This window comes from Erythrobacter sp. KY5 (assembly GCF_003264115.1).
In the GTDB taxonomy this organism is placed as follows: domain Bacteria; phylum Pseudomonadota; class Alphaproteobacteria; order Sphingomonadales; family Sphingomonadaceae; genus Erythrobacter.
Window position 1 is genome coordinate 1,419,302 of sequence record NZ_CP021912.1, and the last position, 17,101, is coordinate 1,436,402.

15 protein-coding genes are annotated in these 17,101 nt (G+C 63.0%); 7 read left to right on the plus strand and 8 right to left on the minus strand.

Features of this window, described 5'->3' with window-relative positions:
• Positions 1–167 precede the first annotated feature (167 nt).
• On the plus strand, positions 168–2,462 hold the full coding sequence (parC, locus tag CD351_RS06690; protein WP_111991877.1) for a DNA topoisomerase IV subunit A: 2,295 nt from the start codon (positions 168–170) through the stop codon (positions 2,460–2,462).
• A gap of 242 nt (positions 2,463–2,704) precedes the next feature.
• On the opposite strand, the gene CD351_RS06695 is transcribed toward parC, so the two are convergent.
• From CD351_RS06695 to CD351_RS06720, 6 genes are all read right to left on the minus strand, one after another.
• A complete protein-coding gene (locus CD351_RS06695; protein WP_111991878.1) occupies positions 2,705–3,283 on the minus strand; it encodes a hypothetical protein in 579 nt (192 codons plus the stop codon).
• Positions 3,284–3,546: 263 nt separating this feature from the next.
• Entirely contained in the window at positions 3,547–4,737 is a 1,191-nt protein-coding gene (locus CD351_RS06700) for a CCA tRNA nucleotidyltransferase (RefSeq protein ID WP_111991879.1), read from the minus strand.
• 58 nt (positions 4,738–4,795) lie between these two features.
• Positions 4,796–5,395: a CoA pyrophosphatase gene (locus CD351_RS06705; protein WP_111991880.1), complete on the minus strand. Its 600-nt coding sequence runs from the start codon at positions 5,393–5,395 to the stop codon at positions 4,796–4,798.
• A 5-nt stretch (positions 5,396–5,400) separates the two neighbouring features.
• The gene (locus CD351_RS06710) at positions 5,401–5,949 is read right to left on the minus strand and encodes a DUF1285 domain-containing protein (protein ID WP_111991881.1); all 549 of its coding nucleotides are present in this window, start codon (positions 5,947–5,949) and stop codon (positions 5,401–5,403) included.
• Between the two features lie 72 nt (positions 5,950–6,021).
• Positions 6,022–6,555 (minus strand): GNAT family N-acetyltransferase, encoded by a 534-nt coding sequence (locus tag CD351_RS06715; protein WP_111991882.1) that lies wholly within the window; start codon positions 6,553–6,555, stop codon positions 6,022–6,024.
• 50 nt (positions 6,556–6,605) lie between these two features.
• On the minus strand, positions 6,606–7,772 hold the full coding sequence (locus tag CD351_RS06720) for a PQQ-dependent sugar dehydrogenase (protein WP_111991883.1): 1,167 nt from the start codon (positions 7,770–7,772) through the stop codon (positions 6,606–6,608).
• On the opposite strand from CD351_RS06720, the gene CD351_RS06725 reads away from it, so the two are divergent.
• The 6 genes from CD351_RS06725 (at position 7,771) to CD351_RS06750 (ending at position 14,663) form a co-directional block, all read left to right on the plus strand.
• Entirely contained in the window at positions 7,771–8,391 is a 621-nt protein-coding gene (locus CD351_RS06725) for a ribonuclease HII (protein ID WP_111991884.1), read from the plus strand. The genes CD351_RS06720 and CD351_RS06725 overlap by 2 nt on opposite strands.
• Before the next feature lie 42 nt (positions 8,392–8,433).
• Positions 8,434–9,420 carry a calcium/sodium antiporter gene (locus tag CD351_RS06730; RefSeq protein ID WP_111991885.1) on the plus strand — a complete coding sequence of 329 codons (987 nt, stop codon included), beginning with the start codon at positions 8,434–8,436 and terminating at the stop codon, positions 9,418–9,420.
• A gap of 204 nt (positions 9,421–9,624) precedes the next feature.
• Positions 9,625–10,755, plus strand: a complete 1,131-nt coding sequence (locus tag CD351_RS06735; RefSeq protein ID WP_369880804.1) for a site-specific DNA-methyltransferase — start codon at positions 9,625–9,627, stop codon at positions 10,753–10,755.
• A 361-nt stretch (positions 10,756–11,116) separates the two neighbouring features.
• On the plus strand, positions 11,117–11,899 hold the full coding sequence (locus tag CD351_RS06740) for an outer membrane protein (RefSeq protein ID WP_111991887.1): 783 nt from the start codon (positions 11,117–11,119) through the stop codon (positions 11,897–11,899).
• A gap of 352 nt (positions 11,900–12,251) precedes the next feature.
• On the plus strand, positions 12,252–13,382 hold the full coding sequence (gene folP / locus CD351_RS06745) for a dihydropteroate synthase (RefSeq protein ID WP_111991888.1): 1,131 nt from the start codon (positions 12,252–12,254) through the stop codon (positions 13,380–13,382).
• Between the two features lie 72 nt (positions 13,383–13,454).
• Positions 13,455–14,663, plus strand: coding sequence for an alkaline phosphatase D family protein (locus CD351_RS06750; RefSeq protein ID WP_111991889.1), 1,209 nt, complete (start codon positions 13,455–13,457; stop codon positions 14,661–14,663).
• A 3-nt stretch (positions 14,664–14,666) separates the two neighbouring features.
• Here CD351_RS06750 and CD351_RS06755 read toward each other — a convergent pair whose 3' ends face one another.
• Together CD351_RS06755 and CD351_RS06760 are read right to left on the minus strand one after the other, a co-directional pair.
• Positions 14,667–15,437: an SDR family NAD(P)-dependent oxidoreductase gene (locus tag CD351_RS06755; protein ID WP_111991890.1), complete on the minus strand. Its 771-nt coding sequence runs from the start codon at positions 15,435–15,437 to the stop codon at positions 14,667–14,669.
• Positions 15,438–15,484: 47 nt separating this feature from the next.
• The gene (locus CD351_RS06760; RefSeq protein WP_111993636.1) at positions 15,485–16,879 is read right to left on the minus strand and encodes a sigma-54 dependent transcriptional regulator; all 1,395 of its coding nucleotides are present in this window, start codon (positions 16,877–16,879) and stop codon (positions 15,485–15,487) included.
• Positions 16,880–17,101 lie beyond the last annotated feature (222 nt).

The window sequence follows — 17,101 nt, forward strand, 5'->3', positions numbered from 1 at the left end:
TGTATCCCTTCATTGGTGTGTCTGTGTACGTCTAAGCTACAAAGACCGGGGCCTTTGCGTTCCAAATCCGCCGATTGCCCGTGCCAGAGATGAGATCAGCGGGAGATGCGCCTTTCCCTGTGGAAACGCCTCTCCACCCACCGGCAAGGCGTTGCTAAGCGGGTGGGATGGCTGAACCCACGACTACCGATGATTCTGATGAATTCGACACGATCGTCGATGCGCCGTTCGATGCGGCATTGTCCGAACGATACCTTGTCTATGCGCTCTCGACGATCACCGCGCGCTCGCTGCCGGACCTGCGTGACGGGCTGAAGCCGGTTCACCGGCGGCTGCTGTGGACCATGCGCCAGCTGAAGCTCGCGCCAGACAGCACGTTCAAGAAATCCGCGCGCGTCGTGGGTGAGGTGATCGGTAAGTATCACCCGCATGGCGACACCGCCGCTTATGACGCGATGGTCCGTCTCGCTCAGGATTTCTCGCTGCGCTATCCGCTGGTCGAAGGGCAGGGCAATTTCGGCAATATCGATGGCGATAACGCCGCCGCCTACCGCTACACCGAAGCGCGTCTGACCAAGACCGCGATCCAGCTGATGGACGGGCTGGATGCGGGCACGGTTGATTTCATCCCGACCTATAATGGCGAAGAGGAAGAGCCCGAGCTTATGCCGGGGCTGTTCCCCAACCTGCTCGGCAACGGGGCGAGCGGGATTGCGGTGGGCATGGCGACCAACATCCCTTCGCACAATGTCGCCGAAGTGATCGACGCGACGCTTGAGCTGATCGACAATCCGCATGTCGAGCATGAACGCCTGATGGAGCTTATGCCGGGGCCGGACTTTGCCACCGGCGGTCAGCTGGTCGACAGCGCGCAGGTGTTGTCCGAAGCATACCGCACCGGGCGCGGGTCTTTCCGCCTGCGCGGCGTGTTCCACGCGCCCGAAGCCGAAAAGGCCGAGGACCAGGCTGCAGGGATCGAGCGGCTGGGCGGTGGCCAGTGGCAGCTGGTGATCTCCGAAATTCCCTATCAGGTCGCCAAGGGCAAGCTGATCGAACAGATCGCGCAGGCGATCGCGGACAAGAAGCTGCCGATCCTGGAAGATGTGCGCGACGAGAGCGATGAGAGCATCCGCATCGTGCTCATTCCGCGCAGCCGCAATGTCGATCCGGAATTGCTGAAAGAGTCGATCTTCAAGCTGACCGATATGGAGACCCGCTTCGGGCTCAACATGAACGTGCTCGACGCGACGCGCACGCCTATGGTGATGGGTCTGAAAGAGCTGCTCCAGAACTGGACCGCCTCGCAGATCGAGATCCTCCAGCGGCGCACGCAGCACCGTCTCGACCAGATCGCGCGGCGGCTGGAACTGGTCGAGGGATATATCATCGCGTTCCTCAACCTCGACCGGGTGATCGAGATCATCCGTTACGAGGATGAGCCCAAACAGGTGATGATGGCCGAATTCAGCCTCACCGACCGACAGGCCGAGGCGATCCTCAACATGCGCCTACGGTCCTTGCGCAAGCTTGAGGAGATGGAGCTCAAGCAGGAGAAGAGCGACCTTCTGGCCGAGCAGGACGACCTGAACAAGCTGCTCGAAAGCCCGGCCCGCCAGCGGACGCGATTGAAGAAAGACCTGCGCACACTCCGCAAGGATTATGCCGAAGACACCGCGCTGGGTGCCCGCCGCACGCGGATCGAGGAAGCCGCTCCGGCGGTTGAATTCAGTATGGACGCGATGATCGAGAAGGAGCCGGTCACGGTCATCCTGTCGCAAAAGGGCTGGATCCGGGCGGCCAGAGGCCACGTCGATCTGAGCCAAGAGTTCAAATACAAGGAAGGCGACGCGCTCGCCTACATCCTTCACGCGCAGACCACCGACAAGCTGCTGATCGCAGGCAGCGATGGGCGGTTCTACACGCTGGGCGCGGACAAGCTGCCGGGCGCGCGCGGGTTTGGCGAGCCGGTGAGGACGATGGTCGACCTGCCCGCCGAAACGCAGATCGCCGCGATGCTGGTGCACAAGGAGGGCGGCCGACTGCTGCTCGCATCCAGCAACGGCAAGGGCTTTATCGCCGAGACCAAGGAACTGCTGGCCGAAACAAAGAAGGGCAAGCAGGTCGTCAACCTCAAGGGCGATGCAAGGCTTCAGGTCATTCGCGAAGTGCCCGAGAACCACGACCACGTCGCGGCAGTGGGCGAGAACCGCAAGCTGATCGTCTTCAATCTTGAGGAAATGCCGATCATGGCGCGCGGGCAGGGCGTGATGCTGCAACGCTATCGCGATGGCGGACTGTCGGATGCGACGACCTTCGTGCTGGAAGACGGCCTCAGCTGGCAGATGGGCGGATCGGGCGAACGGACCCGGACCGAGAACGAGATCTGGCAATGGAAGGTCGCGCGCGGTGCAGCGGGAAGACTGCCGCCGCAGGGCTTTCCGAAGAATAACCGTTTCCTTTGAACCTAGCCGTCATTGCGAGCGCCCGCAGGGCGCGCGGCAATCCATGGGTCGAACTTATCAACTCGCGAAAGCTAGATAGATTGCGCGATGGATTGCTTCGTCGCTGACGCTCCTCGCAATGACGAAGATGAACAAGCGGGTTGAACAGGCTACTTCCAAACAAAAAGCCGCAGTCACCATCCCCGATGACCGCGGCTCTTGTAAGACCCTCTTTCGAAGGCCCTTGCAATTTTAAGTGAGCGTTACTCGCTCGCGCCTGCCGTATCTTCGCTTTCGGCTGCCTTGGCCGCGGCCTGTGCCGGGGTCAGGATTTCAGCGCCTTCAGGAACGGCAGTGGTGTTCGCGGTCAGCTGTTCCATCGAATACAGAGCCATCAGCTGGCCGTTTGCATCCGTTGCGAAAGCTTCGCGGGTGAGGGTAACGATGCCGCCGTCATTCTTCACGATGACGGTGTCTTCGCTGTCGACGGTGTAGATGACACCGGCGGGCATGCCGTCTGCGCTCATGACCGTCGCGCCTTCGGTGAGAGCGGCGTCACGCGCTGCATTGGCCTGAGCGACCTGCTGGTCCATCATGCCGTCGATCTGCGCCTTGGTGGCGTTGACGGTCCACTTGCCTTCGCGTTCTGCGAGGAGGTTTGCGGGCAGCGGGGCGGCGTGCTTGCCGGTGTTGACGGTGACGATGCCGTCGGCGTTGGCTTCGACGGTGCCGATGGGCGCGTCGTCATTGCCGTAAACGGTCGCGCCAACATCTTGGGCGTTCGCTGCGATCGGGGTCACAGCCATGGCGGTGGCCAGGACAGCCAGCTTTGCAAACTTCATAGTGATAACTCTCCAGTTACTGTATTCCTCGGATGGCCGCCGTATGATGAGAGGGCAGCGCGCGCATGAAGAACTTACTGGTTCACGGCGCTCAAAACCGGCGCGTATACCTGATGGCAGTCCAACAGCGATGGAAGCGCGCAACAACCGATAAACGGCCAGGGCGCAGTGCGGTTCCCTAACGGCACGGGGCCAAATTGACAAGTCGATGACTTGAACCCCTGTCTAGGGAAGCCCGACTGAAGCTCACCTTAACGTAAAGGTCAGGCGGAAAATCCCGCCTGTTCAAGCTCTTCGCCAAGCAGCGCTTGGACCCGGTCTTCGGCGGGGAAGCCTTCCCTGACCCAACGCTTTTCGACGAGTTGAAGGATGCGCGCGACGTCCGGACCCGCTGCTACCCCGCGCGCGACGATCGCGCCGCCTTTGAGCGGGAAGGTCGGAGCCTGCCAATCGGCGATGGTCGTCGCGTCTTCGCCCAGCAGCAACAGACGGTCCACCGCAAACGCAGTCCCCAGCTCATAGGCGAGCACCTTGTGGCTGCTGATATCGTGTCCGAGCCTTTCGGATGCGGAGACAAGCTGCGCACGCTGAGCCCGGGACAGACGCAAGCGGGCCGCGACCCCTTCGGCGACGTCGGGGGAGGGCGGCAGCAGTGTCGCAAGACGGCGGATCGGATCGGCAGCAAAGCCTTGCTCGGCCTCGCGCTCGATCAGCTCGCGCAATTGTTCCACATGTCGCAGCGCGGTTTCGGGCAGGATCACGCGCAGCACTGCGCGGTCGAACATGCGCTCTAAAGTTGCGCCTGGATCGGGGAGGGAGAGGAGCTTGAGCAGTTCATCAGCGACCCTTTCCCGGCTGAGGCCCTTGAGCGTTGCCGACAGATCGGCGCAGGCTTCTTCGGCTTCCTTGTCGAGTTCGGCACCAAATCGCGCCTGAAACCGGTAATAGCGCAGGATCCGCAAATGATCCTCCGCAATGCGCTGACGGGCATCGCCGATGAACCGCACGCGCCGTTTTGCAAGGTCATCGAGACCGGTGAAGTAATCCGATATCTCCAGCGTTTCCGGGTGAGCGTAGAGCGCGTTGATGGTAAAGTCGCGGCGCGCGGCGTCATCGCGCCACTCGGTCGCAAAGCTAACGGTCGCGCGCCTGCCATCGGTCGCGACATCGCGGCGCAAGGTGGTGACTTCGACCGGTCCGTCTTCGAGGATTGCGGTGATCGTCCCATGGTCGATGCCTGTCGGAACGGTGCGGATACCCGCTTCGCGGCACAGATCGATCACCTGATCGGGCGTGTGGATCGTCGCGCAGTCAACATCGTGGACGTCGACGCCCAGCAAAGTGTCGCGCACCGCTCCGCCGACCCAGCGCATATTGTCCGCGCCAAGCGCAGCGGTGAGCGCGGCAAGGCCTTCGCGGCGGGGCCATTCGGCGTTTTGAAGCGGGTTGGTCACGGCTTTGTCCGCTAATCCAAGACAAGGGTTAAAAACAAGCGCTCGAATGACCCTGCGCTCACCGCAGGCGAGAGGCGTCGATGCGTTTCGACAGGTTCATGATGATCGCGGCGGTGACGCCCCAGATGCGAAAGCCGTCGTAATCCATCTCCAGATAGCGCCGCATCTTCCCGCGCCAGAAGACCTCGTTCATGGACCAGTTTTCAGCGTCGAGCAGAAGGTCGAGCGGCGCTTCGAACCATGCGGCGACTTCGGATGGGCTGGGTTCGAGCGGCAGATCGGGCGGGACGACGCCGACCACCGGGGTCACGTCAAAGCCCGTTCCGGTCTGGTAGAGATCGGTGGTGCCGATCAGGCGCACCTCGCTGCGGGGCAGAGCGAGCTCCTCCTCAGCTTCGCGAAGGGCGGCGGTTACCACGTCCTCGCCTCTGTCGACCTTGCCGCCGGGAAAGGCGACTTGGCCGGGATGATCGCGCATATCGTTGGGGCGCTGGGTCAGCAGCACGCCGGGCCGATCGCGCTCTGTAATCGCTATCAGCACTGCGGCCGGTGTCTGACGTTCGGTCTGCGCGAAGGCCGCGTCGGTCAAAAGGCCATCGACGTCGTGCGAATGGCCTTCTTCGAACAGCGACGAGAGCGTGTCGAAAAGCTCGCCCAAACGCCTCAGCCCCTCAGCGAGAAGAGCGCACCCTGGCTTGAGACGATCCAGTCATCTCCGCCGGTCTCAAGCGCGATTTCGGCAAGCTGGGTGTAGGTCGAACGGTTGAGCCGCGCCTCGCAACCGCGCCGGACGTGGAGATAGATGGCGGGCGTGTCGGGATCGCCAGCGACACGCAGCGCATGGTCCGGGCCTGCGATCACGAGGTCGTCGGTGTTCAGCCTGAAGGCGAGATCGCCTTCGGTCCGGGTGCAATCGACCGCGATGAAGGCGGCGTCCTCGACCTCGATGGTGAGCTTTTCAAACGGGGTGACGAGCCAGTGCTGGCCGCTTTCATCGCGGGTCAGCAGGCCTGAAAAGGCGCGCACCATGGCGGGGCGACGGATCGGATCGCCTTCGTGATACCATGTGCCGTTCGCTGCGATGCGCATCTGGCTGTCGCCCGATTTCTGCGGTGCCCAGCCTTCGACCGGGGGCAACTTTCGCTGCGCCACCTGCTCGGCGATTTGGGCAAGGGTGAGTTCGGCGAGATAGGGAGGGGGTTCGTAGGGCATCGCAGCGTGCGATGGCAGATCAGCGCCATGTAGTGAAGGGGTGTTTGTTACCGCACCCGCATCCGCGCTCTTTCACTTACCCCACGGCCCCAGCATCCCCTCCGCCGGCATTGCGCCCAGCGCTGCGCCGCGCGCAAGCAGGCGCTCTTGTTCATAAGGGCCGGGGCATTTCCATCCGCTGGTCGCCGCCGCGCTGAAGCCGAAGCGGCCATAATATTCCGCATCGCCGATCAGGACCTGCGCCAGCGGCGGCGCGCCGTCGGCGGCCATGCGGCGCTCTGCATCGAGCATCGCGGTCATGAGGCCCACGCCGAACCCTTCGCCCTGCCTTTCGGGCACAACAGCAACCGGCCCCACCATGACGAGCGGCACAGGGCGTCCCTCCCGATCATGGAGTGCCACCGGCCAGCACTGGATCGTCGCGACCAGCATGTCGTCGGCATCCAATGCGGCGAAGCTCAAGGCTTCGAGCCAGTTCATGCCCGCACGAATGCGATAGGCGGTGCGCGCATGGCGATCCCCACCGAAGACGCGGTCCAGCAATTGCTCGACCATGGCCGGTTCAACCGCGCTCAGCGGAATCAGGGTGGCGGTGTCGTTGCTCATCGAGCGGCGCGATTACTCGCTGTGACTGCGGCCTGCAACAAGGCGAGCAATTACATGCTGACCTTCATCACCTTGCCCTGATCGGTTGCCAGCCAGATCGAACCGTCGGGTGCCTGGTCGAGCGAGCGCACGCGGCCATCGATGTCGATTCGCTCCGCCTCGACCGCGCCGCCATCGCTGGTAAGCTCAACGCGCACGATGGCGTTGCTGGAAAGGCCCGCGATCAGCGCATCGTTCTTCCAGTCCGCGAACATGTCGCCGGTGTAGAAGATCATGTCGCCCGGCGCGATCACCGGGGTCCAGTGGACGGCGGGCTTGGTGAAGCCATCGTCTGGCGAGTGATCGGTGATCGGGTCGCCATTGTAGTGATTGCCGTAGGAGCGCGTGGGCCAGCCGTAATTTGCGCCCTCAGCCACAAGGTTGAACTCATCGCCGCCAGCCGGGCCGTGCTCGACATCCCAAAGGCGACCCTGCGCATCCCAATCCATGCCGAGAATGTTGCGGTGGCCATAAGACCAGATCTCAGCCGTCACGCCGCCCTGATCGGCAAACGGATTGCCCTGCGCAGGTGTGCCGTCAAGGTTGAGGCGCACAATGGTGCCGAGCGTGTTGGTGAGGTCTTGAGCAGGCGTCAGCTTCTGGCGATCGCCGCTAGCGACATACATGTATCGACCGTCGGGCGAGAAAGAGATGCGGTGCGAATAGTGGCCGCGCCCGGTGACCTTGGGTGTCTGACGCCAGATCACTTCGAGACCTTCGATGTTGCAGCTGTCGGCCTCGCCGCAGACAAGCTGGCCCCGGCCCACGACTGCGCCGCGCGTGTCTTCGTCGTCGCCGAACTCCGCCCAGCTCAGATAGATCGTCCGCGTGTCCAACGTTGCGGAAGCCTCGCTCTCAAGGAAGGCCACATCGCCAAAGCCGCCCTGACCACCAAAGGCCACTTCCGGCACACCTGTAACCGTACCCATCCGGCCCGCGCCATCATTGGCGGCGGTGTCGATGAAACGCATTGTGCCTTCCTTTTCGGTGATGAAAAGGACCGAGGTTCCCGGCGCGAATTCGATTGCCCAAGGCTGTTCGATATCAGCCATCTCGGTGATCGACATGCCATCCGCGCCTGCCGAAGCGGCGCTTTCCACGCTTTCCGCCTGCGCACAGCTTGCGAGTGCGAGAGCGCTGAGCGAAAATCCGGCGGTCATCTGAGCAAAGGTCTTCATGGTTCAATCTCTCAATCAGGCGTCTGATAGCCGGTCCATCACCATCGGGGTCGATGAGGCCGGGCGTGGGCCGCTTGCTGGACCGGTGGTCGCAGCTGCGGTTGTGCTGGGGGAGGGACTACCCGCAGGGATCGGGGATTCCAAGAAATTATCGGCCAAGCGGCGCGGTGCGCTCGACGAGGAACTGCGCGCCTGCTGCAAATGGGCGGTCGCAGTGGTCGAGGCGGACGAGATCGATCATCTGAACATCTTTCAGGCGACGATGGAGGCGATGACACGCTGCGTGCGCGACCTGGCCGCGCAATTGCCCGGCGCACCCGATATTGTCCTTATCGACGGCAACCAGACGCCCGAGCGGCGCTGCGGTGAATGGCGCTGGCCTGCGCGCGCTATTGTCGGCGGGGACGGGATTGAACCGGCAATCGGAGCCGCGTCCATCATTGCCAAGGAATGGCGCGACCGGATGATGATCGAAGCGGCCAAGCGCCATCCTGCCTACGGGTGGGAGCGCAACAAGGGCTACGGAACCAGGGAGCATATGGAGGCGTTACGCCTGCATGGTCCCACGCCCTTACACCGCCACAGTTTTGCGCCGGTCGCACAGGCAAGCTTACTCTGATTCATATTGTGATCGCGAAGCTCTGGCCCTAGGCCCCGCTGCATGACTGAAGCGATCCTGTTGAGCATTGCGGGCCTTGTGGGCCTAGCGATTGGTGGCGAACTGCTGGTGCGAGGATCGGTCGGGATTGCGCAAAAGCTGGGCGTCTCGACCCTGTTCACCGGGCTCGTCATCGTCGGCTTTGCGACCTCGATGCCTGAAATGGTGGCGAGCGTTCAGGCCAGCCTTGCGGGATCTCCCGAGATTGCGTGGGGCAATATCGTCGGCTCGAACCTTGCGAACACGCTGCTGATCCTCGGCGTGTCGGCGTTGGTCATGCCGATTGCCCTGATCGGGACAGGGCGGCGCGATGCGGTCGTGGCGCTGGGTGTGACGCTGCTCCTGTGGGCACTGGCATGGTCCCAGATCGGCGCGCGCTGGGTCGGGTTCGTGTTTCTGGCAGGGATCCTCGTCTATATCGTGTGGCGCTATCGCCATCCGGGCGCAGCCATGGTCGAAGAGGAGGATTCCTCGGACAAGCCAACCGGTATCGTCGTCGCGTCGGCCCTGTTTCTGGTGGGTTTGGGCATTCTTGTGGCGGGAGGAAACGCGCTGGTGACAGGCGCAATTTCGCTGGCGACGATTTTCAAGGTGCCTGAAACGGTGATCGGCCTGACCGTGGTGGCAATCGGAACCTCGCTCCCAGAACTCGCCGCATCGATTGCGGCGGCGCTTCGCGGCAAGTCGGGCCTCGCCATCGGAAACGTGCTTGGCTCCAACATCTACAACATCCTGCTGATCGGCGGGGCGACGATGAGCATCGCGCCTTTTGCGCTGCCTCAGGAGCTTGTCGGACTACAGATGGCCTTGCTGACGGCGAGCGCGGTGGGGCTGCTGGCGGTGCTGTGGTTCTTCAAGGAAATCGGAAGGGCGCTCGGCGCGGTTCTGCTGGTCGCGTTTGTCGCCAACACCTTCCTGCTGTTCAGTGCGCCCGAAGCGGCGGCCTCTGACGAGATCGAAATTGAGGCGACAGCCGAGTCTTTAGGGTAACACCACCCGATCTGGAGTCCGCGCAGCCAGCCCGGACTCAACATCTAGTGGGGTCTCGTTTCGTTCCGCCTTCGCTTGCGAGCGTTTACCAAGCATTAACCATAAGTCCTCAGAATCTCAGCGCTTGACGCGGAGTCCGTGAGGACTCATGCCTGTGGATAAGTTTGGCGAACACTATCACTCGAAGGCAGACCAATGGGCGTAATGGAAAAACAGAAGCTGCGCAGCGCAGGCTCTCAAAGAGTCTCAGAAGATGCGCGCAAGTCATTGCCATTGGGCCAGATTCTCGATGGCGACTGTATCGAGGCCATGCGTTCGCTGCCGGACAATTCGGTCGACTGCGTGTTCGCCGATCCGCCCTACAATTTGCAGCTGGGCGGCGATCTCAACCGCCCCGATGGCAGCGAAGTCGATGCGGTGACCGATCATTGGGACCAGTTCGAAAGCTTCCGCGCCTATGACGAATTCACGCGCAGCTGGCTTGCCGAAGCGCGACGCGTTCTGAAGCCCGATGGTTCGCTGTGGGTCATCGGCAGCTATCACAACATCTTCCGCTGCGGTACAATCCTGCAGGATCTGGGCTTCTGGATCCTCAACGACATCGTTTGGCGCAAGACCAACCCGATGCCCAATTTCAAGGGCACGCGCTTCACCAACGCGCACGAAACGCTGATCTGGGCGAGCCAGGGTGAAAAGGCGCGCTATCACTTCAATTACCGCGCGATGAAGACGCTGAATGACGAGCTCCAGATGCGTTCGGACTGGGTGCTGCCGATCTGTTCGGGCGGGGAGCGCCTGAAGGAAAACGGCAAGAAAGCCCACCCGACCCAAAAGCCCGAGGCGCTGCTTTACCGCGTGCTGCTCGCAACGACCGAAAAGGGCGACGTGGTGCTCGACCCGTTCTTCGGGACCGGCACGACCGGCGCTGTTGCAAAGCGCCTTGGCCGTGAATGGATCGGCTGCGAGCGTGAGGAATTCTATCGCGGCGTTGCGATGAAGCGGATCGAGAAAGAGCTGCCGCTCGATGAAAGCGCGCTCACCACGATGCAGTCCAAGAAGTCCGCCCCGCGCGTTGCCTTTGGATCGGTGGTGGAAAATGGCCTGATCCCGCCGGGCACGCAGGTGTTCGACAAGAAGCGCCGCTGGACCGCCACCGTGCGCGCCGACGGGTCGCTTGATTGCGGGGGCAAGGTTGGCTCGATCCACGGGCTTGGCAAGGATCTGCAAGAGGCGCCCAGCTGCAACGGCTGGACATTCTGGCACTACGAAAATGGCGGAGAGATCAAGCCGGTCGATGCCGCCCGCGAACTCTACCGCCTCGCTAACGAAGACTGAGCGCGCTTAGTCCAAAGCGGCGGTTGACAAGACTGCCGTATCGAAAACCACATATTCCTCGAACGCCGGACGCTGTGCCGGTTGTGCAAGGGAAGCGCGTGCACGAATTGCCCGATCCCGGCCGACTTTCGGTCCGGTTCAAACGGGGCAGCGCACGCTCAAGGGTAAGGCCGTCCACCCTCGGCAACGCTCCCTAAGCAATCGCGTTCGTCATCGCCCAGGATGCACGGGTCGTCGTGCTGATTTGCAACCTTTCGGCATCCTTCTTTGTAGCCAGCGCAAACTCCCCGCGCATTTCATTGCCGATGCGTGTGCTTGGCCAAACAGAAGGCCAAACAGAAGGCCCAAGAAAAGGAAAGCCATGAAATACCGAAGTAAGCTCTCGATCATTCCTGTCGCTCTTGCAGCTCTGATTGCCGTTCCCGCGGCGGCTCAATCCGAACCCGGCCCCTATGTCGGCGTAAGCGGCGGTGTGAGCCTGCCGGGCAACAGCACCAATGAAGGTGAGCTTGATTCCGATGTCCCGGCGACGAATGATTTTGCAGCGATCCCCGCCGGTGCCGAACTTCAGTGGGTGACCGATTTCGACGACGGCTATACGATTGCAGGGCAGGTCGGCTACGCATTCGAAAACGGCATCCGCATCGAGGCCGAGGGCGTCTATTCACGCTATGACGTTGGCAGCCACCGCGATCTCCAGATTGGCGGCGCGAATATCGGCGGCGTCGATTCCGCAATCCTGACGCGCACCGCTGCAAGTCCGACCAATGCGACTGTCGGCGAAGTCCTCGCAGACGGACGCGGCGATGTTCGGACCTATGGCCTGTTTGCGAACGTCTATTACGACTTCGAAACGGGCAGCAATTTCCGCCCCTATGTGGGCGCAGGCATCGGCTATCAGATGATCGACGTCGACTACCAGCCATCGGGCCTTGCGGTGGCAGATGATGATGACGGCGCGATCACGTACCAGCTGATGGCTGGCGCAAGCTTCGAAGTCAGTTCCGGGGTGGAGCTGTTCGGCCAGTATACCTATCGCCAGATGACCGACGAAGCTGACATTCCGCTGACGCTGCTTCCGGGATCGCTTGAAGTCGAAAGCCAGCAATCGCTCGTCACCGCAGGTGTTCGGATACGCTTCTAAAGCGGGACAATCCGCACCTTTCCGAAGAGCTTCAGGGGCCGTGCAGCGCTGCGCGGCCCTTTCCGTATCAAGTCTGGGCAATTCGCAGCCCGCGTGGCTGTCCTACATGGCCTTCGCGCGCTAAGGGCTTTGCCATGAGCTTCATGAGGATAGCGCAGTTGGCAATCGCAAGCGCCGGGCTGGCCGTGTCATTTTCTGGCGATCAAGGGTTACGGTTTTGCGCCCCAAGGTCACACAAATGGGCCTCAAGGTCACACTTTGCCCGCCCAGGGTTACACTTTGGCCGTTTTCGCCCTGGACCGTGTAACATGCGGTCCACTTCTCCCAACATCACCGCATCTGGAGGTGTCGCATGAGCGCTCGCGTCTATGTTCAGCCCATCGGTCTCGCCACCGGGCCACAGGCCGAAGACGGTGCGGCAATCCGCTTGGCAGGCACGATGGCCTATGCCGCGCGCTTTGCGTTGATCGTGCGCGAGGGCGGGGCGGTAACGCATCGCCGCGTCTTTGGCATGCGCGAGGCGGCAGAGGCGCTTTCGGAACCGGGCGGCGAGCTGGCATCTGAGGCCGAACGCCAATGGGCCAACCTGCAACTGGTTCACGCGCCGCTGCAACTGGGAGAGCGCACCGTGCGCCTCGACCAGCCGCAGGTGATGGGCGTGCTCAACGTAACGCCCGACAGCTTCAGCGATGGCGGCGAGTTCCTCGAAAAGCCCGATGCGGGCCGCGCTCACGCCTTCGCGATGCTGGAGGCGGGGGCGGCAATCATCGATATCGGCGGCGAAAGCACACGCCCCGGCGGCGCTGCGACTTGGGAAGGCGACGAGATCGAGCGCGTGGCCCCTGCGGTCGAATACTGCGCGAGCATGGGGGCCGCGATCAGCGTCGATACGCGGCGCGCAGGCGTGCTGGAGGCAGCGCTGACCAAAGGCGCGCATATGGCGAACGACGTGTCCGCCATGCGCTATGACCCGCGCATGGTCGAACTGGTCGCGGGTGCCGGTTGCCCGGTGGTGCTGATGCACGCGCCGGGGGCGGGCGACGATCTGCATGCCAAAGACAAGCTGGACGGCGGTGACTACGGCGACATCGTGAGCGAGGTGTTCGACACGCTCAGATCGGTGCGCGAAGCCGCGATTGCGGGCGGCGTTGCGGAAGAGCGGATCATGCTCGACCCCGGCATCGGCTTTGGCAAGACCCTCGCGCATAACCTCGCGCTCTTGAACGCCCTGCCGCTGTTCCATGCGCTCGGCAGTCCGCTGCTGGTAGGTGTGAGCCGCAAGCGGATGATCGGCGCGCTTTCGAACGAGGAGCCTGCTCACAAGCGGCTTGGCGGGTCGATCGCGCTGGCGGTCAAGGCGATGGATGCAGGCGCGCACATGCTGCGCGTCCACGACGTTCCCGTGACGGTGCAGGCGCGCAATGTCTGGCGCGGGATGCGCGATGCGGCGCTGACCGACTTCACCCAACTGCCGCCACTGTGACCGGCACCTTGTAGCAATAGAGTCACGCTGGCGCGGCAAAGGCGCTGGCACACGAACAGGAGATACGACCCGATGCGCACCATGACGCTTCTCACGCTTGGAACCGCTGCCGCCGCGCTCGCCGCTGCACCGTTGATGGCCGATGCCCATATGGAAGGCTCTCACGCAGCGGTGCACGCCCATCATCATGGCGACGGGCACGTGCCGATCTACCCGGAAGACCTGCTGGCGGCATACTATGACAAGCTGGAAAGCCGCATCGAGCTGCCCGTCGCGCCCGCTGGCGCCACGCTGAGCGAGGACACCACCATCACCCGCCTCGCTTTCGGCAGCTGCAACCACCAGCTGCGCCCGCAGGACATCTGGGGCGAGATTGCCGAGACCAATCCGCAGCTGTTCCTGTTCATCGGCGACAACAACTATGGCGACAACGGCTGGACCGGCGAGGCGACGTTGGAAACCTTGCGCGAGGCGTACCGGGTGCAGGCGAACACGCCCGAACTCACCGCCTTCCGCCGGCAGGTGCCGATGATGGCGACCTGGGACGACCACGATTACGGCATGAACGATGCGGGCGGCAGCTTCGCCTTCCGCAGCTGGGCCGAGACGATCTTCGAGACGTTCTGGGGATCGTCGGACGCAGTGAAGTCGCGCCCCGGCGTCTACGATTCGGCGATGTTCGGCGAAGAGGGCCAGCGGACGCAGGTGATCGTGCTCGACACGCGCTACTTCCGCTCCGACCTTGCGCGCCTGCCCTATACGCTCGAACGCCCACCGCTCGGGCCCTACGCGCCAAGCGACGATTGGGCCAAGACGATGCTGGGCGAAGAGCAGTGGAAGTGGCTTGAGCAGGAGCTCGCCAAGCCCGCCGACTTCCGCATCATCGCGTCATCCGTACAGGTCATCACCGACGCGCATGACTATGAGAACTGGGAGAACCTGCCGCTTGAGCGCGAGAAGCTGTACCGCATGCTGGCCGCGCGCGAAGAGAGCGGAATGGTGCTGCTGTCGGGCGACCGCCACGCGGGCGGCATCTACACTGATGTACCCGAAGCCGCAGGCGGTGAGCAGATCTGGGAGCTGACGAGCTCCTCGCTTAACTACGCGTTCTCCTCGACCGAGCGGAACACCGCGCGCGAACCCGATCCGAAGCGCGTGACCGACTTCATCTCGGAAGAGAACTTCGGCCTCGTCGACATCGACTGGAACGCTCGCACCTTCACCATGTCGATGCGCGGGAGCGAGGGTGAGGTCCGGGTGACGCGCACCGTCAGCTGGTAAGCGTCAGAGCGTGAAGCCGCCGTCGCTGACGAGGACGTGGCCGGTGATATTCAATCCGGCGTCTGAGAGCATGAAGAGGATCGTGCCTGCGATCTCTTCGGAGGAGGCGAAGCGCCCTGAAGGCGTGGTCTTGGCCATGCGCGAGATGGTCTTGTCGCGGCCGATGGCCTCGACCGAGCGGTTGAAGTCCTCGCCTGTCTCCCAGATGGCGGTGTCGACGCCACCGGGTGCGATGGCGTTGACGCGGATGCCGGCCTCGGCGTTCTCCATCGCGGCAATGCGCGCCATGTGCGCCACCGCGGTCTTGGCAGGGCCGTAAGGGCCGATGCCGGGCACGGGCTTCACGCCAGTTGAAGAGCCGGTGATGACCACGCTGCCGCCTTCGTCCTTGCCGTTTGCGCGGATGGCTCTGAGCGCGGCGCGAAGGGTCAGGAAGGCGCCGTCGAGGTTGACGTTCATCACGCGCCGCCACTCGGAAAACTCGAGGTCGGCGATCGCTCCGAAGCCGCCGATGCCAGCGTTGACGACAGCATGGTCGAGGCCTTCGAGGCTGGGCGCTAGGTCCATCCAGAGCCGTTCGTCGGCAACGCTGCCGGTGATGGCTTCCACCTCGCAATCGAGATCCAGCGCGGTCATGCCATCCTCATCGACATCGACAAGGATCAGCTTCGCCGCCCCGCGCTGCGCCAACAGCTTCGCACACGCCGCACCGATCCCCGATGAAGCGCCAGTGACGAGCGCGGTGCGCCCAGTGAAGTCTTGAAGAGTAGTCATGGCACCAAGCGCTAGACGCGGCGGTGACTGCGATCAAGCAGCCCGTGTCACGCCGCGTTGTCGATGCCCAGATCGGATAGCTTGCGGTAAAGCGTCGAGCGCCCGATGCCGAGCCTTCGCGCAACTTCGGTCATCCGGCCGCGATAGTGGCCGATGGCGAGGCGGATGACGTCGGCCTCGATATCCTCGAGCGGGCGCAGGTTGCCGTCTTCGGTGTAGAGCATGACGCCCACGCCTTCGTGCAGGTGCGAGCTGTCGCATGCTTCGAGCTCGCCCAGCAACTCGGAAAGCTGCGGGAAACTGTCTGCGGTCAGCGTGTCGCCTTCGCAATAGACTGCAGCGCGGAACAGGACCGATTGAAGCTGCCTCACATTGCCCGGCCAGTCGAACGCACCCAGAAGCCCAAGCGCGCCGTCTGAGACCGAGAGGTGAGTAAGGCCCGGCTGTTCGCCGATCCGCTGGAGGAAATGGCGGGTGAGGGCAGGGATGTCACCGGTGCGTTCGCGAAGGGGCGGAAGCTTGATCCGCGTAGCGCCCAACAGCTCTGCAAGGATCTCGTCGAACAGTCCGCCTTCCACGATCTGGGAAAGGTTGCTGTTGGCAGCCGACAGGATGCGCACGTCTACCCGAAAGCCATGCGATGCTCCGACAGGGCGAACGATGCCTGTCTCAAGCGCGTCACGCAGACGGGTCTGTACCGCCATGTTGAGCCGGTCGACCTCGTCGAGCACCAGAGTGCCGCCATCGCAATGCTGAAGCGCGCCGATCTGGCGATCAAACGCTCCGGGAAAGGCGTTGGGTTCGTGGCCGAAAAGCACCGACTCGATGGAATTGGGGGGAACGCTGGCAACATTGATGATGCGCAGGTTCTCCTTGGCGCGCGGAGAGGCTGCGTGCATTGCGCGCATCAGCATCTCTTTGCCGGTTCCGCTCTCTCCCTGGATCAGCGCGTGGCCGTGGCCGCGTGCCGCCTTCGCGGCTTGCGCCAACGCGGTGCGGAATGTGGGAGCGGTGCCGATCATCGCGTCGAAATCGAGGGTCGCCGACATCTTCTCGGTCAGGGGAGCAAGCTCGTCGCGCGGCGCTTCTCTGGTGGTGACAGCGCGAAGGGCTTCCATCAGGCGGTCGGGCGAGACGGGCTTTACAAGGTAATCGCTGGCGCCCGCGCGCATGGCTTCGACCGCCAGAAGCGGGGAAGCCGACGTCGTCAGCATGAGGATCGGCAGAGCAGGGCGGCGTTCTTTGAGCTCGGCAATAAGCGTGCAGGCATCATCGCCCGGAACCCACTGGTCGAGCAGAATCGCGGAAAGCTGCATGCCTTCGCGCGTGCCGAGCATGGCAATCGCGGTCTCAGCGTCGCCAGCAACAACGGTGCGCCAGCCTTCTCGGGCTGCGATGGCGGTGATCAGGCGGCTTTGCGCGGGCTCATCGTCGATCAGCATGACGATGCGGGTGGCACCCTGCTGCTCTGCCTGAGGCGCTTGCGCTCCGGCTGCGCCCGAGACCGGCACGCTATCAGTTGGCGCATCCGCGTGTGACATAGGCGAGCCTTTGATTCCTCCGGCCCCCGGCAATCGTCCCGGGGTGAAACGTTCCGATGGTTTAAGGCGCTCAGGTAAAGACTGAATTAAGGCTGTTAGCGGGAATTGCGGGTGTCGCATTTC